Here is an 18,946-nt window from a genome sequence, read left to right on the forward strand (position 1 = left end):
AGGGAAATATTAGCTATATGTCTCTGAGACTAAATGTAGTCGCGCTCAACTCGATAATTCTTCTCGATCATCTCAATTAAGAGCGGCGCACTTGGTAATGACGGCCCTCTTGGGTACTTCTTCTCTCCTTTGGTCAACGGGCGGTGCACCTTCCATTGCGTTCCGCCAGCCCAGAAAAACCACATCGTTTCATCACCCTTAAGATTGTTCGTCGACCGAAAGGTTGGAAACGCAGCTAGGTGCTCAGAAACGGCGACGTTCGCAACAAGCTGGAATAACCCTTGCCGAACTGCATCCTGTATCAGAAAGGTCGTAATGAACTGCGGCTCCTTGGCGACAATTTCTGTGAAATCCTTCGGAGGTTTAGGAAAGAATTCCCGAAAAATGGCTACGACGAATTTCCATTTTGGATGTGTGTGAGTCACTTGGCCGTAACAAATTCCTTCGGATGTCAAAATTTGAAATATATCGCCGATCTTTACAGTTTTCCGATTCAACATAGCTATTTCGCCCATTGGTAGTCGACACTATCGAGCAACTCTTTGCCACGAATAAGCGATTGTTCATAGGTTGTTGGGTTTTTCGTCGCGGATATCGAATTGATCTTATTCAGCAACGTTCCACCGTCTTTGCCTAGTCCGTAGTAATTGATCAGGGTTTGCTCAACGGCTCTCGCATCCGAACGCGACAGATTATCGAGGCCATCGATTTGCTCAATGCGGATTCCTTTCGTCCGTAGATGCTCGGCGCCTCTACGGGCTACATCATCGGTAATTCCAACGTACCGCGTGGTTCCGTCAACAACACAGCTATAAACGCAGGTTTTGCCGCCTATCGTTACTGTATTTATGGCATCAGTGCCGATAGACGCTCGCTGTGCGGCGGCAATATCGCGATAGATTTCACCATTTGGACCAACGATGACGACGTTGCCCGCATTGTCGATGACACGAACATATTTTTCAGGCAGGCCAGCGACGCTATCCGGCAAGATGCCCGCAATGTCTCCAATAATGGTCTTGGCATTGCCCCAGCCACCCCAGGCGATGGCGCCGAGCATGATCGGATCGCGAATGATGCTGGCTATTTGAGCTTTCGAACCTGTCAGCAGGGCTTTGGCTGCATCGCTCTTCAGCGTGGACTCTATATCACCGAAGTCCTGACCGTTTTGCGCATCATTGCTGTCTGCGTATTTCCAGGCGTCCAGGAACACCATATGTCGATCGAGAAGCGACATCTCATCGGGCTCGCCATTCCCTGCGAGGGCGGCGTCGAGATACTCGGCCGCAGCTATCCGCAGATCGGTGCGAGCCTTGACGCAGTCGGCCGAGGAATTTCCGACGCAATCGGACAGCTTCTTGTCACGATTAACCGATAGAGTTTGGAGCTCTTCTTTGTGCTTACAAGCTGGAGAGCCAGGATCACCGGACTCCTCACAAGCGGCCAGTGTGCGAGCGAACTCCTCACGCTCTTTATGCGTCAGATAATTGTACTGATACTGTGCAGCCCCATAGGAGGCACCTTCGCCGCCGCCGACAGCGCCTGCCGCCAGGGCAGACAGGCTCTCGCCGAGCAGGGCGGCAAGCGTCTGCTTGTCCTGAGCGGACAAGGTGCTGTCCTTCAGCATGCCCTTGACGAGATCGGCTATAGCCGGTGTCAGCAAGGCTGAGGTTGCAGCACCGGCAGCCCCCTTGAGCGCACCCTCCCAGCCATTGACGCCGCCGAGAATGCCGGCGCCGATCGTGTGCAGCAGCACGCGGCCGGCTCCACCCTCCTTCCAATAATCCATTCCAGCCTGGTCGCGGCCCTCCGCAGCCTGCCGGTAGAATTCACTGGCAATATCGCCCACCAGCCCTGCCATGGTGGCCTGCGCCGCCTGCAGATCGGCCTGGGTCTTGTACTGCTGGCGCAGGATATTCTGCAGATCCGGCAGGCCGGGCAGCGAGGTGTTGGTGTTCTCGGTATCGCGGCGGATCGTGCCGATGTCCTGCGTCTGATGCGCGGGATCGGTAATCGTGATGCCGATATTGCCGCCGATGGCCGAATAGGCCTTGCCGGTCTCCTTCTCGCCGGCCTTGACGGGTGGAGCGATGGTGAGCCCGCCGGTGCCGATTCCGCCGCCATAGGTTTCGGCCTTCCAGGTCGAATGCGTGTCGATATCCGCAACCGTCAGGGTGCCGGTGGAGAAGGAGTTCTTGTCCGCCGTCGCTTGGCTGGTAATCAGCCCGCCGACAAGCGAGGTCTGGCCGCCGACATCGATGTTGAGGCCGCCGGTGCCTGCATGAATGCCTGACTGTTCGGAGACGAGCACCGCGTCGCCCTTGGCCTTCTGCACGGTGCCGGAGGCGCCGGTATTGCCAAACCCGATCTGCCCGGAGACATTGAACTGATCGGCCTCGGCCTTCTGCGTATCCAGCTGGCTTTCGATCGTCAGGTTCTTGACGTCGATCGCAACCGAATTGCCGACAACCGTCGCCCCCTTCAGCGCGAGATCGTTGGTGACGATGGTGACATCGCCAGTGCCATTCACATGCGTGTTCGTATGGCTGGTGCCGGAGGTTTCCGAACCGCCCTTGCCATAGGAAGCGTTGACCCCGATGCCGGTCTCCGCGCAGCCATTTTTTGTAGTGCAGCCGAAGTTGACGCCGACGCCGGCGCTCCAAGATTTGTTCGAGCTGGTCGAATCCGACGTGCCCGTGGCGGCATTGAGGTTGATGTCGCCATTCGCTGCCGACAGGAAGATATCGCCGGTCAGCGGGTCGCCCGAGATCGTCGGGATGCCGTTCTTGTCGTAGCCGGCGAGGATCTGCGCGCCATCGCTGGTGATGGAGCCCTTCTCGGCCTCCATGGTAATGGAGCGACCCGCGCGAATATTCGTCACGACCGGGGTCGAGGACGACGAGGACCAGCTGTTTTCCTGATGGCTGACGCCGGCGTTGATGCCGATGCTGAAGGAAAGACCGGTTCCAACCTTCGGATCCGCGCTGGTAAGCCCCTCATATGCGCCCTTCAGCCCCTTGAAGCCCTCGTAGAAACCGAGGCCGGCAATGGCGGTATTTGTCACCGCATTGACTCCGCCGCTGTCCGAAAGGCGCTCGGCCGAGTTCATGATGCTCTCAGCCGCCTTGCCGATCTGGCTTGTCACCGAGATGGTCACACCGGCAAAGGTCTTCTCATGCACCTCCTCGTAATTGGTGACGTCGTTGGCCGAGAGCAGATTGATATCGTTCTTGGCAAAGAGATTGACGTCGCGCTCGCCAGAAGCGCTGGTCGCCTGCAGGTTAACATTGTTGCCTGCCGAGATGTTGAGATCGCGGCCCGCCACCAATGTCGATACCGCATTGGTATCGGACTGCTGCGCCTTGCTGTCCTTGGTCGACTGCGCGCCAATCCCGATCGAGAAGCCGCCATTGCCGGCGGAAAGTGCAAGACCGAAGCCGGACTTCTTCTGCTGTTCGGACTGTGACGAGCTTTCAGCGCCCGGGGTGACATTGACGTCTCGCGCCGCCGAGAGATTGATGTCGCGATCGGCATTGACCGACGATCCCATGATGTTGAGATCAGTTGCCCTCGCAGTCAGGTTAACGTCCTTCCCGGCCGTAAGCTGTGAGCCGACGTTATCCGTGGAAGATTGCTGGCCCTGCTTTTCGTTCTTGCCGTAGAGCGAGATAAAGCCGCCGCCCGAGCCAACGAAGAGGCCGGAATCCTTGCGCTTACTGTCGGACTGGTGGTTTTCCTGCGCGCCGATGATGCTGACGCTCTCGCCGGAGACATTCAGCGAGCCATCGGCATTGACCTTCGAGCCGACAATGGCTGCCGCCTTGCCGGCATCCAGATTGACATCGCCCGAGGCTGAAAGCTGCGACCCGATGGTCGTCTCGTTATAGCCGTCATAGCTCGAGCTGCCGCTGCGCAGGAAACCCTTGCGCTTGGCGCTATCATGCTCGGTCTCGGTGTCCTTACCAGCGGTGACGATCAGATTGCCGCCGGTCTGGACATTCAGGTCTGCGACATGCGTATCGTCACCCGCCGTCACCTTCGAGGCGGAGACCGTAGTGTCGCCGCCGGAAATGATCGTCACGCCGTCCTTGCCGGAGAGGGACGAGCCAGCCGCCGTCGTGGTTTCCAGATGGCCGGAGGCATTCTCCTTCGTCGAACCAAAGAACCCGCTCTTCTTGCTGGAGCTCTTGACGTCGAGGGTAGCGCTATCGGTCGCTTCAGCGATCGTGACGTTCTTACCGGCCTGCAAGCCAAGCTTTCCGTCGGCATCCATCGTCGAACCGATGACGTTGATATCGTTCTTGGATTTCGCGACGAGATCGCCACCGGCCGTAATGGTCGAGCCATTATGCGTCAGCTCGGATGAGGCGTTTTTACCGAAGCTCGACTTCGACTGGTCCTGCGATGTGGTGACGTTAATATCACCGTTCGAAGTGAGGCCGACATCACCCTTGGCTGTCAGATCCGAGCCTGAGATCAGAACACCGGTATTGGCATTGACCTGAAGGTTGCCGTCGGCCGAGAGCTGCGACGCCTGCTGATCGGTACCTGATGTCTTGGTGTAGCCGTCATCGGTGCGTCGGGCGACATCGATCGAGACGATGTTGACGGCACCATTCGAGGCCTTGACGTTGAGATCGCCGCCCGACTTTGCGGAGGAACCGATGATGTTGACGTCGTTGTTGGCGGCAATGGTAAGATTGCCGCTGGCGGTGACGCGCGTGCCAGTCGCATTCTGCTGGCTGCCATTGTCGACCTTGACAGCAGCAAGAGTGACATTGTTGCCGGAAAGCTGGGCTGAGCCGCCGGCGGCGATCTTGGCGCCCTGTGAACTCAACGTGCCGCCCGCGGCGATCTGCAGGTTGCCGCCAGCCGACACGCCGGCATTGGTGTTGACGACATTCTGACCACCGATGGTCATCGTCTGTGCGGCAAGTGTAATGCCATTGGTGGCATTGAGATTCATGTTGCCACCGGCCAGGAAGGTGCCGCCATTGGCTTTGATCTCGGTCGCATTGATGGTCATGCCATCCGCAGCGGCAATCGCACCGGAATTGTTGACGGAGCCGGCATCGATGCTGACGCTGTTGCCGGCGATGACGGCGCCGCCTGCGTTGACCTTCGCCTTATCGGCGGCCGAGAGATAGACGACCGGCACCAGTACCTGCGCGCCGTCGACGATCTGCGTCTGGTAAATCACCATCGACTGGGTCAGCGATGCGGCCTGCTCGGGCGTCAGTGCCTGCCCGAGAGCAAGACCATTGGCCTCGGCGTAGGCCACGCCATTGTCGAGCAGCGTCTTCATCTGGTCGGTGGCGTTGTTGCCGGGGATGAAGGAGCCCGCGCCCAGGCCGTCGCCGACCAATTGCCGCATCTGCTCGTCGACGAGCTGATTGTCGAAATAGGCGTCGCCGAGGAAGGGAACCTTGGTCTCCGGCGTATAGCCGACACGGTCGATGAAATAACTCGAGCCGTAGAACTTCGATACGTCGAGGAAAGCCGCCCGTGTCTCGAACAGGAAGACCTGGCCCGGCACCGTGCCGCCGACACCGCCCGATTGCGGCTTGGCAAGCGAGGCGAGCTCCGCGCCGTTGACCTGCAGCACCTGGGCAAGATTGCCGCTGTTGCCGAGAGCTGCGGTGAGCTTGCCCATCAAGCTGTTCGGATTGATCACGGCGCCGCCGGCGGTCAGGGTATTCGAGCTGATCGAAGGGCCGCTGGCGAGCGTCACGCCGTTGCCGCTCACCGAAGCGCCGACGGCTGCCGATAAATTATTGCCGCTGATCGACGTGCCGCCACTTGCCGTCAGGCCGTTGCCGTTGATCGTTGGTCCGTTGCCGATAGTTGTGGTGCCATCTGCGATCGCCAGGCCGTTTGCGACGCTGGCACCGCCATTGGCCGCGACCCCCGCCAGCGCGGCATTGACGTCGAACAGGGCGCCGCCCGCCGTCATGCCATTGAGTGCCGAAAGCGGATTCCCAGGATTGCTGAGGGCGGCAAAGCCCGCCCCTCCCGACACCGACCCCGATGCGGAGCTGTTGTTGATTGCACCGAACGCGAGACTGAGTGCACCGGCCGCCTTGATATTGCCCGACGCGCCGCCAATCACCTGCGAACTTGAGACGATCGAGGTGCCATTGGCAATATTGCGCGATGGATCGGCGGAGCCATTGGCATTGTAGGCGGTGCACGCGCTTTCGGCGCTGCAGGTCAGCGTGGTCGTGCGATAAAGCGCAACGCCCTCGTTGGTAAGCGTCGATCCCTTCAGTGTTGCATTACCGCCGGCCTCGATCGAGCTGTAGGAATTCGTGAGGTTCTTGGCATCGATTGTGAGATTGCCGCCGGCCCGGATCACGGCCTCCGCGCTCAGCGGTGCCGTGAACCGATCCTCATATACAGATTGGCTAATATTGGCGCCGCCGTCCCAGCTATAGGTAGTGCTGGCATCGGAGCCGCCGTTGATTACTTCGTCGACAATGAAATAGCGCGAGGGATTGTTGGGATCGAGAATAGGATTGCCGTTGGCATCCTTGGGTACGCGAGCCTTGATCCAGTCAAAGATCGGCCGCACCTCTGTCGGGCCATTGCCGCTGACCCAGGTCCAGGCGTGATAGGAGGTGCCGTCGGCAAGGGTTGCGACCGAATACAACAGCGGCTGGTAGTCGGAAAACTGCCCCGGATCGACGCCCGCATAGAGCTGGAACATATTCTGATCGGTCGATTCCAGATAGGCGAAGGGCTGGCCGGCGATCGCTGGATTCAGCACGAAGGTGCCGACAACCGCGCCGGAGGAAACCAACTGGCCTGTCACCCAGCTTGGCGTGGCCGACCGCCGGTTGGTGAGATTCGCGGTGAGGATCGACATGTCACCACCGGATTGAATGAGACCGGACACATTGGTGACCGCAGCATTGCGCTGACCGGCGGTGGCTCCCTGGATGGTCAACCCACCATTGGCGACAATAGCGCCCTGGTCGTTGGTGAGTATGCCGCCGACGAAGAGGTTGGCGTTGTTGCCGGCGAAGACGAGGCCGGAAGGGCTGTTGTAGAAATCGCCTGATACGTTGAAGGTAAGGCTGTTGCTGGCAGCGAGCTGACCGGTATTGGCAAGCGACGGCAGGCTGAGCGTCAGGTCATGCGCGGCAAGTAATGCGGTGTTGGCGTTTGTCGTCAATCCAGCGGCGGAGATAGCGATATCGCCGGAACCACCCGCATTGGTAACAGTGCTGACTTGCGCGTTGGAGAGATCGGCACTGCCGGAGAGGTTGAGCGCCAGGCCGCCGAAGACGAGATTGCTGCCCGACAGGTTGGCCGAGGACGCGTTGACGATCAGCGTGCCGCCGCCGGCGATGCGGCTGCCTCTGGTGCCCGACAGATCCAGCGCACCGGTGTTAAGCGTCAGATTACCGCCGACGCGGGTAGTGCTCGTGTAAGCAATGGCGCCAGGCGCCGTGAGCGTGGCGTTGCCAAGGCTCTGCAGGCTGGAATAGCCGATGTTCTGCGTTGCACTGGCGGCAAGATTGCCGCCTGACAGCAACGAGTTGGCGTTGATGCTGCCGTTGGAGGCGGCAAGCATCATCGTGCCCGAGCGCTGCAGCATCAGGCTTCCGCCAGCCGCGGCATTGGTGGCGGCAAAGTCGACGCCGGAAACCAACGTATCGATCGTCATCGACCGGGCGGACAGATTGGCATTGCGGTTGGCAAGCGACTGGCCGGTAAGCGTGATCGCATTGCCGGCGGCGATCGTCAGGTCGCCATGGGCGACCGCATTGGAGCTGACATTGTTGGCAGCGTTGGCCGTGATGCTGCCGGCCGCCATCAGGCTGTTGACGGCCACGTTGCCGGACGTGGCTATGAGACTGAGATCGCCTGACTGACCGAGGACGATATTACCGGTGGCGGACTGGCTGGTCGCGGCAAAATCGACGCCGGCGACGATGACGTTGCCGCTAATACCCGATCCGGTGATCGAGACATTGCTTGCGCCGAGAAGCTGGCCGTTGATCGCAACCGCGCCGGGATTTGCGGACGAGCCGACCGAAACGGCGCCGTGGCCTGTAATATTGCCTGCTGTGAACACACTTGCCACCACATCGAGATTGCCGGCGACGATCAGAGTGCCGGCAGTGGCACTTCCTGCATTGATGTCGAGATCGCCGCTTGCTCGAAGGGCGATGGCGCCGTTTGATGATTGCGCGGTGGCAGCAAAGTCGACACCGGTAATGGCTTGACCCACCTGGACGGTCTGGCCGGAGATCGAGACGTCGTTGGCGCCGAGGAGCTGGCCCGTGACGTTGACGCTGCTGCTGCCGGCTAGGGTGATATCGCCATGTGCTGTAACGGCGTTGGCTGCGATGGTCGCGGCTTGCGCATCGATGCTGCCGGCAGACAATAGGGTCTGCGTGGCAATTTCTGCAGTGGCGGCAAGGTTCATGCCGCCGGACGATCCGAGCACGATGCTGCCACCGGCGGCATTGGTCGCGGCAAAGTCGATGCCGGAGATCAGGACAGGCGCACTGATGCTGCCGCCGTTTATCGTGAGATTGCCTGCGGCAAGGATCTGATTGTTCACATCGACATTGCCGATAATGCCGACTTTGCCATGCCCAGTGAGGCTGTCAGCCTTCAGACTAGCCGCGCGGATCGCAACATCGCCGGCCGAAAGCATCGTCTGAGAGACGATATTGCCGGAGGCGGTCAGGTTGAGGGCGGCGGTCCGGCCGAGCACGATATTGCCGCCCGCGGCATTGGTGGCGGCAAAGTCGATGCCCGAGATCAGAACAGGTGCGCTGATGCTGGCGCCATTGAGAGTAAGGTCGCCTGCAGCCAGGATCTGGCTCGTCACATCGACGTCGCCGGTAATGCCGACGTTACCGTGACTGGTGATGCTATCGGCCGTGAGATTGGCCGCCTTCGCCGTGACATCGCCCGCCGACAGTATCGTGCCGGCAGTGGTGTTGCCGGAGATGGTGAGATACGTGTCGCCGGAGCTGGCAAGCTTGATATTGCCGCCATTCGCCTCGGTCGCCGCAAAATCAACGCCGGAAACGAGAAGGCCGGCATTGAGGCTGTTTGCGTTGATCGCGAGATCGCCGGCCGAAAGCACCTGGCCACTGATATCAACTCGACCGCTTGCGCCAGGGCCGCTGGCCTTGAGATCAGTTGCGCCATGGGCGGTCAAGCTGGCCGCCTTGAGATTGGCGCCCTCGGCGGTGAGACCACCGGCCGACAGCAGTGTGCCGACGGTGATATCGCCCGTGGAGATCAGCGAGACGTCACCGCTTACCGTCTGGACGATGTTGCCATTGGCAGCTGCTGTTCTGGCAAAGTCGACACCGGAGACGATGGTGCCGGCGGTGATGCTTTGGCCCGAAATGGCAATATCGTTACCGCCAAGAATCTGGCCGCTCACATCTACGCCGCCGGCATCCGTGCTGGAAAGCGTGATCTTCTTATGGCCGGTGACTGCATCTGCGGCGATCGATGTCCCGCTGGCATTGAGATTGCCGGCCGCCTGCAAGCTTGAAGCCGCCGCACCGCCACTGACTGATACCGTCAAATCGCCAGCCTGACCGAGAACAATATTGCCTCCGGCGGCATTGGTGGCGGCAAAGTCGATGCCGGAGACGACCGTCTGGGCGGACAGGCTCTGACCGGTGATCAGGACATTCCCCGCACCGAGAATTTGACCGGCAACGGTGGTCGCGCCATCGAGCGTGACAGCGCCGTGCGCCGTGACGCTGTCAGCGCTAATAGTCGAACCGGCGGCACTGAGATCGCCAGCCGAGAGCAGCGTGCCAGCATCGACCTTGCCGGAAGAGGTCAACGAAACATTGCCGCTTGTCGTCTGTACGATGTTGCCGTTGGCTGCGGCTGTTCTTGCAAAATCGACGCCGGAGACGACGGCGCCGGCCTTGATGCTCGAGCCGGAGATGCTGACGTCATTTGCACCGAGAATTTGACCGTCAACTGCGGTGGTGCCGGAAAGTGCAATATTCTTGTGGCCGGAAATGGTGTTGGCAGAGATATTCCCGGCCTTTACATCGATGGCACCAGCTGCCTGCAGGGTCGACGCCGCAACAGCGCCATTGACTGACACAGTCAAGTCGCCGGCCTGGCCGAGAACGATATTGCCACTGGCCGCGTTGGTGGCGTCGAAGTCGATGCCACCAACGACCGTCTGGGCGGACAGGCTCTGGCCCGTGATAAGAACATTCCGGGCCCCAAGGATTTGGCCGCTGACGTTGGTTGCACCATCAAGGCTGACGTCGCCATGGGCCGTGACGCCATCAGCGCTGATGGTCGAACCGGCGGCACTGAGATCGTCGGCCGACAAAAGCGTACCGACGGTAATATTACCCGAAGACGTCAACGAAACATCGCCGCTTGTCGTCTGGACGATGTTGCCGTTGGCGGCGGCCGTGCCGAGGAAATCGACGCCGGAGACGATCGTCCCAGCCTTGATGCTTGGTCCGGAGATGTTGACATCCCCTCCACCAAGGATCTGGCGATCAATTGTCGTGGCACCGGCAAGGGTGACATCCTTATGGCCGGTAATGGCATCGGCAGTGATGGTCGCGCCACTGATATCAATGGCGCCGGCCGCCTGTATGGTCGGCGCCGTAACCGCACCGTTCACTGACACAGTCAGATCCCCGGATTGGCCGAGAACAATATTGCCGTCGGCCCCATTGGTGGCGTCGAAGTCGATGCCGGAGACGATCGTCTGGGCGGACAGGCTTTGACCAGTGATCAGCACATTGCCAGCGCCGAGAATCTGGCCGCTGACATCCACGCGACCGCTTGCGGTCGTCGTGCCGGTCGCACCGTCAAGGGTGACATCGCCATGGGACGTGACAGTGTTGGCGGCCACGGTCGCACCGCTGGCAGAGAGATCGCCAGCCGACAGCAGCGTGCGGGCGTCGATGGATCCGCTTGAAGCAAGTGTCAGATCGCCACTTAACGCCTGAACGATGGTTCCGTTCGCCGCTGCCATTCTGTCGAAATCGACACCGGAGACGATGGTACCGGCCTTGATGCTGGAGCCGGAAACACTGATATCGCCGCCACCAAGGACTTGACTATCGATGTCCACGCCACTGGTTGCGCCGGAAAGGGCAATGTTCTTGTGACCGGTGACCGCGTTGGCGGAGATCGATGCCGCATGGGCGTCGATGATACCGGCTGCCTGTATGGTCGGCACAGCAAGGGCGCCATTGACCGCGATGGTCAAGTCACCGGACTGACCAAGAACGATATTGCCCCCTGCCGCATTGGTGGCATCAAAGTCGAGGCCGGCGACGACCGTCTGGGCCGACAGGCTCTGGCCGCTGATCAACACATTGCCAGCGCCAAGGATCTGGCCACTGACATCCACGCGACCGCTCGCGGTCGTCGTGCCGGAGGCGCCTTTAAGCGTCAGATCACCATGCGACGAGACATTGCCGGCGGTGATGGTCGCGCCGCTGGCATCTAGATTGCCTGCCGACAGCAGCGTGCCGGCGCTGAGCAGGCCAGAGGCGGCGAGCGTCAGATTGCCGGTTCCTGTTGCCGCCGGGCCAAGGGCAATGCGGCCGCCCGCCGCATCGGTGGCAGCGATGTCGACACCCGAGACGATGGCGTCGGCCGCGATAGTCGGGCCGGAGACGCTGACGTTGCCGGCGCCGAGGATCTGGCCGGTAACGGCAGTGGCGCCGGAAAGCGTGATGTTCTTATGGCCGGTGATGCTATCGGCGGTGATGGTCTGGCCGGTGGAATTGATCGCGCCGGCCGCCAAGATGGTGCCTGCCTGAATCGCGCCAGCGCTGTCGTTGATCCTCAGATCGCCGCTACTCGCCACCACGATATTGCCGCCAGCCGCCTTGGTCGCTGCAAAGTCAACGCCGGACGCAAGAAGACCGGCACTGACGCCATTGGCGTTGCCGTTGATGGTGATGTTGCCGGCTCCGAGCAATTGGTTGGCGACACGGACGCCACCATCTACGCCGACATTCCCGTGACCTGTCAGAGTGTTTGCCTGTAGCAGTGCTGCCCGAACATTCAGATCACCGGCCGACAGGAGCGTGCCGACGACGATATTGCCGGTCGTGGCGGTCAAATCGAGCGTGCCGACCGGACCGACAGCGAGGGTACCGCCAGCCGCATTGGTGGCGGCGAAGTCAACGCCGGAGGCGATGGCGCTTGCCTGAATGGCAGCCCCAGAGATCAGGATATTGCCGGCGCCGAGGATCTGGCCGCTCGCGTTGGTCGATGCGTTGACAGTGATCGCCCCATGCGACGTGATGTTGCTTGATGTCAGCGAGGCTGCGGTCGCCGTGAAATCACCGGTAGTCTGGATGTTACCGGCCACCATATTGCCGGTCGCACTCGTGTTGAGTCTTTCAGCCGACAGCAGATTACCGGTAGTAATATTGCCGCCCGTCGCCGTCAGGCTGAGATTCCCGGCCGAGCCGAGCACGACATTGCCGCTCGGGTCGGCGCTGGTGGCAGCAATATTGATGCCCGCGACGACCATGCCGGTGGACACCGACCGGCCGCTGGCGCTGACATTGCCTTGCGCCAGTACGTTACCGGCAACAGCAATGTCGAGGCCGGCATTCAAGGTGATCGTCTGGTTGCTTAGCAGCGAAGCAGCCGAGATCGAACCGGCCGTGGCGGTCAGAGTGAGGTCGCCGGTGCTGTTGGCCGCGCCCGCTATCGCGATATCACCGGAGGTGGCGACAAGCGCCGCTGCACCGTTACCAGCCGTCACGCTGCCAGCCGCAATGCCGCCGCCCGAACTCATCTGCACGGTGGTGCCGCTGTTGATGTCGCCTGACACGCTCAAGAGACCAGCACCACTTGTCAGAACAATGTCACTGTCGGCAGCAACTGATTGCAGCGTTATGCCTTGATCGGCCTGGACCGCCGCCTTTTGCTTCGACGTCACCTTGGCAGCAGTAACCATGCGCTTCGAGGTGATGCTCACGCCATCGCGACCGGACGCATTCCCGATCGAGATCTTGCCATCCGCCGATAGCGTCAATTCCCCGGCATTGGCGGCCATGTCGCCGCTCATCTTGACGCCGGCACCCTTCTCGGTGACGACGACCTTGATACGATCTGCCTGCATAGCACCGAGGGCTGAGCCGTCGATCGCATATTCCGGTGTGCCAGAGGTCGCGGTCAGCGCGGTGGCCTCGCCGGTGGCATAGTTATATTGGCTGGCGCCACCCGTCAGCCGGATGGTTTTGCCGTAGATCGGCGCATTCACATGAATGTTGCGCGAGACGACGTCGAAGAGGTCGACAGCACCCGGAGCGGCTGCAAAATTCCCCCCTGCCCCCTCGAACGTTACATCGCCGCCGTTGACGGTAAAGCCGGTCAGGCTGCCATCGGCGCCGATATTGGGGACGCCCGTCGTCAGCGTCGCATGCGGCGTGTTGATGAAGCCGCAGCCGGCGCATGTGATTCCGTTGGGGTTCGCTATGATGACGTCGGCTTTTCCCCCGAAGACTTCGGTGGGGCCGTTCAGCGCCGAGCGATTGCCGCTGGTGACCTCGTTCAGGATCACTGAGGCCGGGTTGGAGTTGTTGAGGTTTGGGTTTCCGGGCGTGGCCCCGCCGAGGTTCGACGTGCCAACTTCACCGTTGAAATTATTTAGGATTAGGCCCGGCGCACCGACATTAAAGTTGTCATACTTGTTGTGCGACAGGCCCGCCGCGTTCGGCGCGACGATATCGACCAGCGGCACGCCATTCGGCGCCGCGCCGACGCTCGGCTGATTGGCTAATGGTGCCGATCCAGCCGCAGAGACAGACTGGGCATTCGCCAGTATCGGCTGGAAGACAAGCAACGCACTCAGCACCGTCGCAAGCGATTGCCGGGTGAGTCTACCCGGTTGATCAATCTTTTTCGACAATCCGTGTCTTCCGTTGCTCATCTTCTCGTCCACTTCCTGGCACTGTGGTCTTGCCCTTATCGGGTGTCCCTTGCGACGACAGAATTTCCTACTTCTGCATGAGCCACGTCTTTACGCTGCTGACGAACTTGTCGGAGAGCTCATGGGCGAGAGCATCCTTCTGCCGGGAAACCTGTGCCGCGTTAATTGCCATGGCGACAAAGACGCCGATGTTCCCTTCGCCACGCACGCCCTTCTCCGAAACATAGACAGTCGTTTCGGCTATGAGACGTCCAGTCTTTGCATCCTGAAGGCGGACTGATCCCGACATACTGCTGTGGTTATCCAGGATGATACGGCCGGCATTGCTGGCGAGATCGACCATGCCCAATGTCACGATAAGCTTCCCGGGTGTTTTTCCACCGGGCAGACCTTTAAGTTCACGATTTAGCGAAGCCTCGAGGGTCTGCACCACTTTCGACAGCTGCGGATCGGGCTTCTTCTTGTCAAAGAATCCGCCCATGTTGACGTCTGGAGCAGTCTCGAGCTGAATCTGCGTGATGGACGAACTCCGCAATGCCGTCACCAGCCGAGGATCCGCGGTCTGGCAGGCGCTGACGATCGCCGCCAGCGCGAAAACCGCAAGCAGCTTCACGTTGTGCACAAACCGCTTTGGGGTATTTTTGAATACAATTATTGACACGTGACTCACCATCTCCTTCACCACCTCACTGACGTACTGACAAACAGAAGCCCGGAGTCGCGGCGGTTAACCGTGCCGCCAAAGACATCCGAATAACCCATATCGAAGTTGACATTGCCGCCGGCGAGCTTGGCGCCGACCGTCCAACCGAACATGTCGCCACCTGCGATCTGGTAGCGAGCTTGCCGTGCGATCCGCCCATAATCGAGACCCAGATAGGGGCGGAACTCGCCGAGGATCTTCGCAAGCTCAGCATTCTCGGAAAAAGGTTGCGTGCGCCAGACGAGATCGTTGCGGACGAAGAAGCCGTTATTGCCGTAAAGCATGGTCTCGCGCGTGCCGCGCACAGAGGAATAGCCACCGACCGAGATCTGCTCGGCCCCGAACATATTATCGGGCGAATATTGCCCGGTGACGATCGAGTTGATCTCGAAGCGCTGGCTGGCGAGCTCGAACGGCCGGGTCATGGTGATCGTGCCGGTGAACTTGGAGAAGCGAGGATCGGCGTCTCCAGCCCCGACATCGCCGGGCGCGACCGCATCAAAGAGATCGAGCCCCTGGCTATAGGAGAGATCGAAGACCCAAAGCCCGCCCAGCATGCGGCGGGAATGGGAGATGCCGAGATCGCCGACCGTGTACTTGCGGCTGCCGACCTCTATTCTGTTGCCGAGCAGGAAATTGTTGGTTTCCTTGTAGGTCAAGCCTGTGTTCAGGGTGGTGATCGAATCCTTGTCACGGAAGATCACGCGATCGGCGCCGATGCCAACCTGTTTGCTGGTACCAGACGTTTTCAGCGGCCCGAAATTGCCGGGAACCGAACTGTCATAGCCATACCAGGAACCATTCAGCGACAATGTCCAGTAGCCATAGGGCACGCTGACATTGCCGGAATAGCTGTTACTCCTGCCCACGCCATCGTTCCGCCAGGGATAATCCGGGCCGCTATGCTCGTACGAAAAGTTCCATTGATCGTTGATGCCGAACAGATTGTCATAGCCAACCGTGGCCGAGGACTTGGAATACCCCGTCTGTTCCTGCCCGAGATTGCTGTTGCCGAAGGAGAGATGCCACCGGTGGTCCGGCTTGTTCTCGACATTGAGGATCGAGGTGCCGTCGGTCTTGCCCGGCAGCATCGCGGTCTTGGCGTTGTTGGACGAGAGGCGGTTGATCTGGTCGAGACCCTGTTCGATGTCGCGCAGATTGGTGATCTCACCCTTCATGCCGGGAAAGGCCGTTGCCAGCACGCCGGAACCGGGGGCCGGTTTACCGTTGATGTAGATGTCGGACAGCGTGCCCTCGACGGCGACCAGGCGCAGCGTCTTGGTTTTGGCGATGTCCTGGGCCGGCACGTAGACACGCGAGCTCACGAATCCCTTGTCGAGGTAGAGATGCGTCAGGTCGCGCAACAGCCCGTTGATCTCGCCAACGCCGACGCAGCGGTTCGCATAAGATGCGGTGACCTTGTCGATAGCGGTGGCCGGGAACTGCTTCACCCCCTCGACCTCGACATGGGTGATGGCGAAGCATGGACCGGCCTTCTGGCCGCCTGATGTTGCCGGTTGTTGAGCTTCGGCCTGTGTGGGCCTCGGCGTCATTCGGCCCAAGGTCTCCAACCGCTGTTGTTCGGCTTCCTGCGCCTGACGGCGCGCGAAGTCGTCATTCGGCGATTGCTGCGCGACAGCCCGGGACGAAGCCAGGACTACCGACAGCAATGCGACGGCAAACGGCACAACGAAAGACGACTTCGAAAAGCCTTGGCCGCTCTGCAGAGGAGACGGCCTTAAAGCCAGTGTCATAAGCGATTCCCGCCGTCCGCTTACTTCGAGGCGGGCTTCTGCAATGCGTCCAACGCCGCAGACAATCCCTTCAACGAGAATTTGATGTTGACCTTCTGGCCATTCATCATCTGCACGTGACCGGTGCCATCAGTCGCTTTGGCAAGTGCTAACACCATCTTGCCGTCCAGCTTCTGTTGCGCCCAACAGCCAGCCTGGTTGCAGTTGCGGTAAGCTAGTTGCACGACCAGTTTGTCACTTGCATCGATACCGATGCCGGCAGGCAGATACATGTTGAGCGGTACAAGCGTCGTCAGAACCAGCTCGTTTGGAGGCTGCTTCGCTGCCTTCTTGTCTGTTGCGGTGGGAGCCGGCGCCTTGGCGACCGCCAGCGTCAATATGTTGACGTCCTGGTCGCCCTGCTTGACCGTCGCAATTTGCGCGACTTCGCAGCTCGTCGTTGCCGAGCCGTCCGCAGCTTTTCCATCAATGCAACGATAATACCAGTCGTCGAATTTCTGAACCCGCGCTTGAGGTGCCGGCTGTTGTTCGCTCGCTGCGGCAGCGGTCCCTTCAGCGGAACCAGTACTTGAAGGCGTATTGGCAGCCGCGGGTGTAGGCTGTTCTTGCGCGATTGCGGAAAATGCAAACAGCGTCGAGGAGAGGAACACAACAGATGTCAAGGTCTTGAAGGAGAGGGACTTATTCGCGGGGGACATACAAAACTACCCAAAGTCAAAGCCATTCGCTTGAGCAAGGCGCGCCCTGCTCAATCGGCATGTCGGTCAAAATTCATGAAGATGCACCTGAAAGCGGTGTAGCCGATCATGGGCCTAATCCGCTCAATAGCATATTCCTAAAAAAGTACAGCGAAAAGTAGCGTCCACATAGGCTCTTCACACGCTCGTTTTTCGATATGAGTGTAGAATCTGCAACACGAACGTTCAGTAATTGAATAAATTTGAGTGCGTAATACACGATGACGCGGCTTCCCCCACACCCGACAAAGGTACGCGACGCGCCACCTGCCTGATTGGTGCGAGCGCGGCGACGCAGCCAGTCATCCAGGTCAGGCACGTTGGAATTGAACTCTGCCAGCTCGTGATGACCGGCCAGTGGGATGGGTGCGCTGAGAGTCACGCCTCATCCCACGGCGCTTTGGTCGACATGGTGCATTTCAAGCGCTCATTGGGCTGCGTGGGCGCATCCAGTCGGGCAAGGTATTCGGCATAGATTTCGGGGCTGACCGTGAATATGGTAGGATTAAGCAGCGCCTCCTCGCTGCGGCGCCCTGAAGCCTCTAGCATGAAGTCCGTTTAGCGCATCGACATGCAGATTGGCGTCTGGTTTCTCCGCCGGAAGCTAAGCTCAACTGCGGGGTTGTAGCAGCGCCAGCGCCAGGGTCGATGCGCCAAGCGCAGCAGTTAGAGCCAAGGGTCCAGTGGCGCCATAAGTGTCTACGACATAACCGCCGACAACGGCGCCGATGGTGATAGCGACTTGGAAGGAAACGACCATCAGACTGCCCGCTGCTTCCAGCGCATCAGTCGCTGCGCGGGATAAGTTGGTTGGCAGCACCACAGGAGCCATGCCAAAGGCAAAACCCCAAAGCGTGGCGAAGCCGAACGCAACGCCGATGTGGGAACCCCAAAGTACCAATGCGAGCGCCGCAAATGCCATCAATGCGGACGTGACTGCGAGAGCCATGTGGATATTGGCGTCGGCCATGCGACCGCCTGCGATGTTACCGATGACCGCAGCGATGCCAAATCCGAGCAACGCCAGAGCAATTGGGCCAGTTGTGAGGAGGGTCACATGTTCGAGGAAGGGGCGGACATAAACCGAGCCGGCAAAATGCCCTGTCATCAGCATGAGAATAGCAAGCATACCGAGCTGAACCCCACGACGCCGAGTTAGCCTGAAGACATCGGCAAGACTGTTGCTTGTCGTTGCAGGCAAAGTCGGCAGGCTGAGTAGCTGCAGCAGCATGGCAATCGCGGCCAGTCCTGCAGTAATCGCCATTGCACTGCGCCAGCCCAACCAGTCACTGATCAACGCCCCCATCGACGGTGCAGCGATGGTAGCGAGTGAGACGCCGAGGGTGACGATAGCCATGCCCCGACCTGTTGCATTGGCGCCCACCAGTCTCGCGACGACTGCAACTGAAAGTGCCCAGAAAGAGCTGATAGCGATACCCAGCCCCGCTCTGGCCAATAATAGTATCCAGAAATCGGTCGCCACCGTCGCCAGGATATTGGAGCCGATTGCCAGGCCGCTGAGACCAACCAGCACTGTCTTGCGGTTCAATCTGCCGATAAGAACATTGCTCAACAAGGCCGTCACGGCGCCTACGGAGGCCGTCGCGGTGACGACCTGCCCGGCGGTTCCCTCGCTGATGCCGAGATCGCGCGCCATCGGTGTCAACAGGCCTGCCGGCAAAAATTCGGCTGACACCAGCGCAAAGCTGGTCGCTGCCAGCGAAAGAACCGCGAACCAGGTATTCGCGCTCCATGCGACCGGCGCGATAGCATCAACGTCTTCCGCTGCGCCATCAAGCTGTATTGTTGTATCCGTCATTGAAGATCTCCA

At 60.0% G+C, this 18,946-nt stretch carries 6 protein-coding genes and 1 pseudogene; all 7 read right to left on the minus strand.

Annotated features, from left to right (window positions below; genetic code table 11):
- Nucleotides 1-29 precede the first annotated feature (29 nt).
- Entirely contained in the window at nucleotides 30-515 is a 486-nt protein-coding gene (locus GA0061101_RS19465; protein ID WP_052212772.1) for an Imm26 family immunity protein, read from the minus strand.
- Nucleotides 503-13,900: a hemagglutinin repeat-containing protein gene (locus GA0061101_RS40905; protein ID WP_037198080.1), complete on the minus strand. Its 13,398-nt coding sequence runs from the start codon at nucleotides 13,898-13,900 to the stop codon at nucleotides 503-505. The genes GA0061101_RS19465 and GA0061101_RS40905 overlap by 13 nt, the downstream gene beginning before the upstream one ends.
- An 88-nt stretch (nucleotides 13,901-13,988) precedes the next feature.
- Nucleotides 13,989-14,594 (minus strand): hypothetical protein, encoded by a 606-nt coding sequence (locus GA0061101_RS19480; protein WP_051963754.1) that lies wholly within the window; start codon nucleotides 14,592-14,594, stop codon nucleotides 13,989-13,991.
- A gap of 5 nt (nucleotides 14,595-14,599) precedes the next feature.
- Complete coding sequence (locus GA0061101_RS19485; protein WP_037198079.1) at nucleotides 14,600-16,378, minus strand: ShlB/FhaC/HecB family hemolysin secretion/activation protein; 1,779 nt, start codon at nucleotides 16,376-16,378, stop codon at nucleotides 14,600-14,602.
- 20 nt (nucleotides 16,379-16,398) lie between these two features.
- Nucleotides 16,399-17,076, minus strand: coding sequence for an invasion associated locus B family protein (locus tag GA0061101_RS19490; protein ID WP_037198078.1), 678 nt, complete (start codon nucleotides 17,074-17,076; stop codon nucleotides 16,399-16,401).
- Between the two features lie 417 nt (nucleotides 17,077-17,493).
- A pseudogene (locus tag GA0061101_RS19500) lies at nucleotides 17,494-17,673 on the minus strand (type II toxin-antitoxin system TacA family antitoxin); the annotation flags it as partial.
- Between the two features lie 52 nt (nucleotides 17,674-17,725).
- Nucleotides 17,726-18,934 (minus strand): MFS transporter, encoded by a 1,209-nt coding sequence (locus GA0061101_RS19505; protein ID WP_037198077.1) that lies wholly within the window; start codon nucleotides 18,932-18,934, stop codon nucleotides 17,726-17,728.
- Between the last annotated feature and the right edge of the window lie 12 nt (nucleotides 18,935-18,946).

Source organism: Martinezella lusitana, assembly GCF_900094565.1.
GTDB classification, from domain to species: Bacteria; Pseudomonadota; Alphaproteobacteria; order Rhizobiales; family Rhizobiaceae; genus Rhizobium; species Rhizobium lusitanum.

Bases quoted from the DNA above. Each gene is read 5' to 3' on its own strand.
- GA0061101_RS19480 (WP_051963754.1), bottom strand. From the start codon at position 14,594: ATGGTGAGTCACGTGTCAATAATTGTATTCAAAAATACCCCAAAGCGG.
- GA0061101_RS19490 (WP_037198078.1), bottom strand. From the start codon at position 17,076: ATGTCCCCCGCGAATAAGTCCCTCTCCTTCAAGACCTTGACATCTGTT.
- GA0061101_RS19465 (WP_052212772.1), bottom strand. From the start codon at position 515: ATGGGCGAAATAGCTATGTTGAATCGGAAAACTGTAAAGATCGGCGAT.
- GA0061101_RS19505 (WP_037198077.1), bottom strand. From the start codon at position 18,934: ATGACGGATACAACAATACAGCTTGATGGCGCAGCGGAAGACGTTGAT.
- GA0061101_RS19485 (WP_037198079.1), bottom strand. From the start codon at position 16,378: ATGACACTGGCTTTAAGGCCGTCTCCTCTGCAGAGCGGCCAAGGCTTT.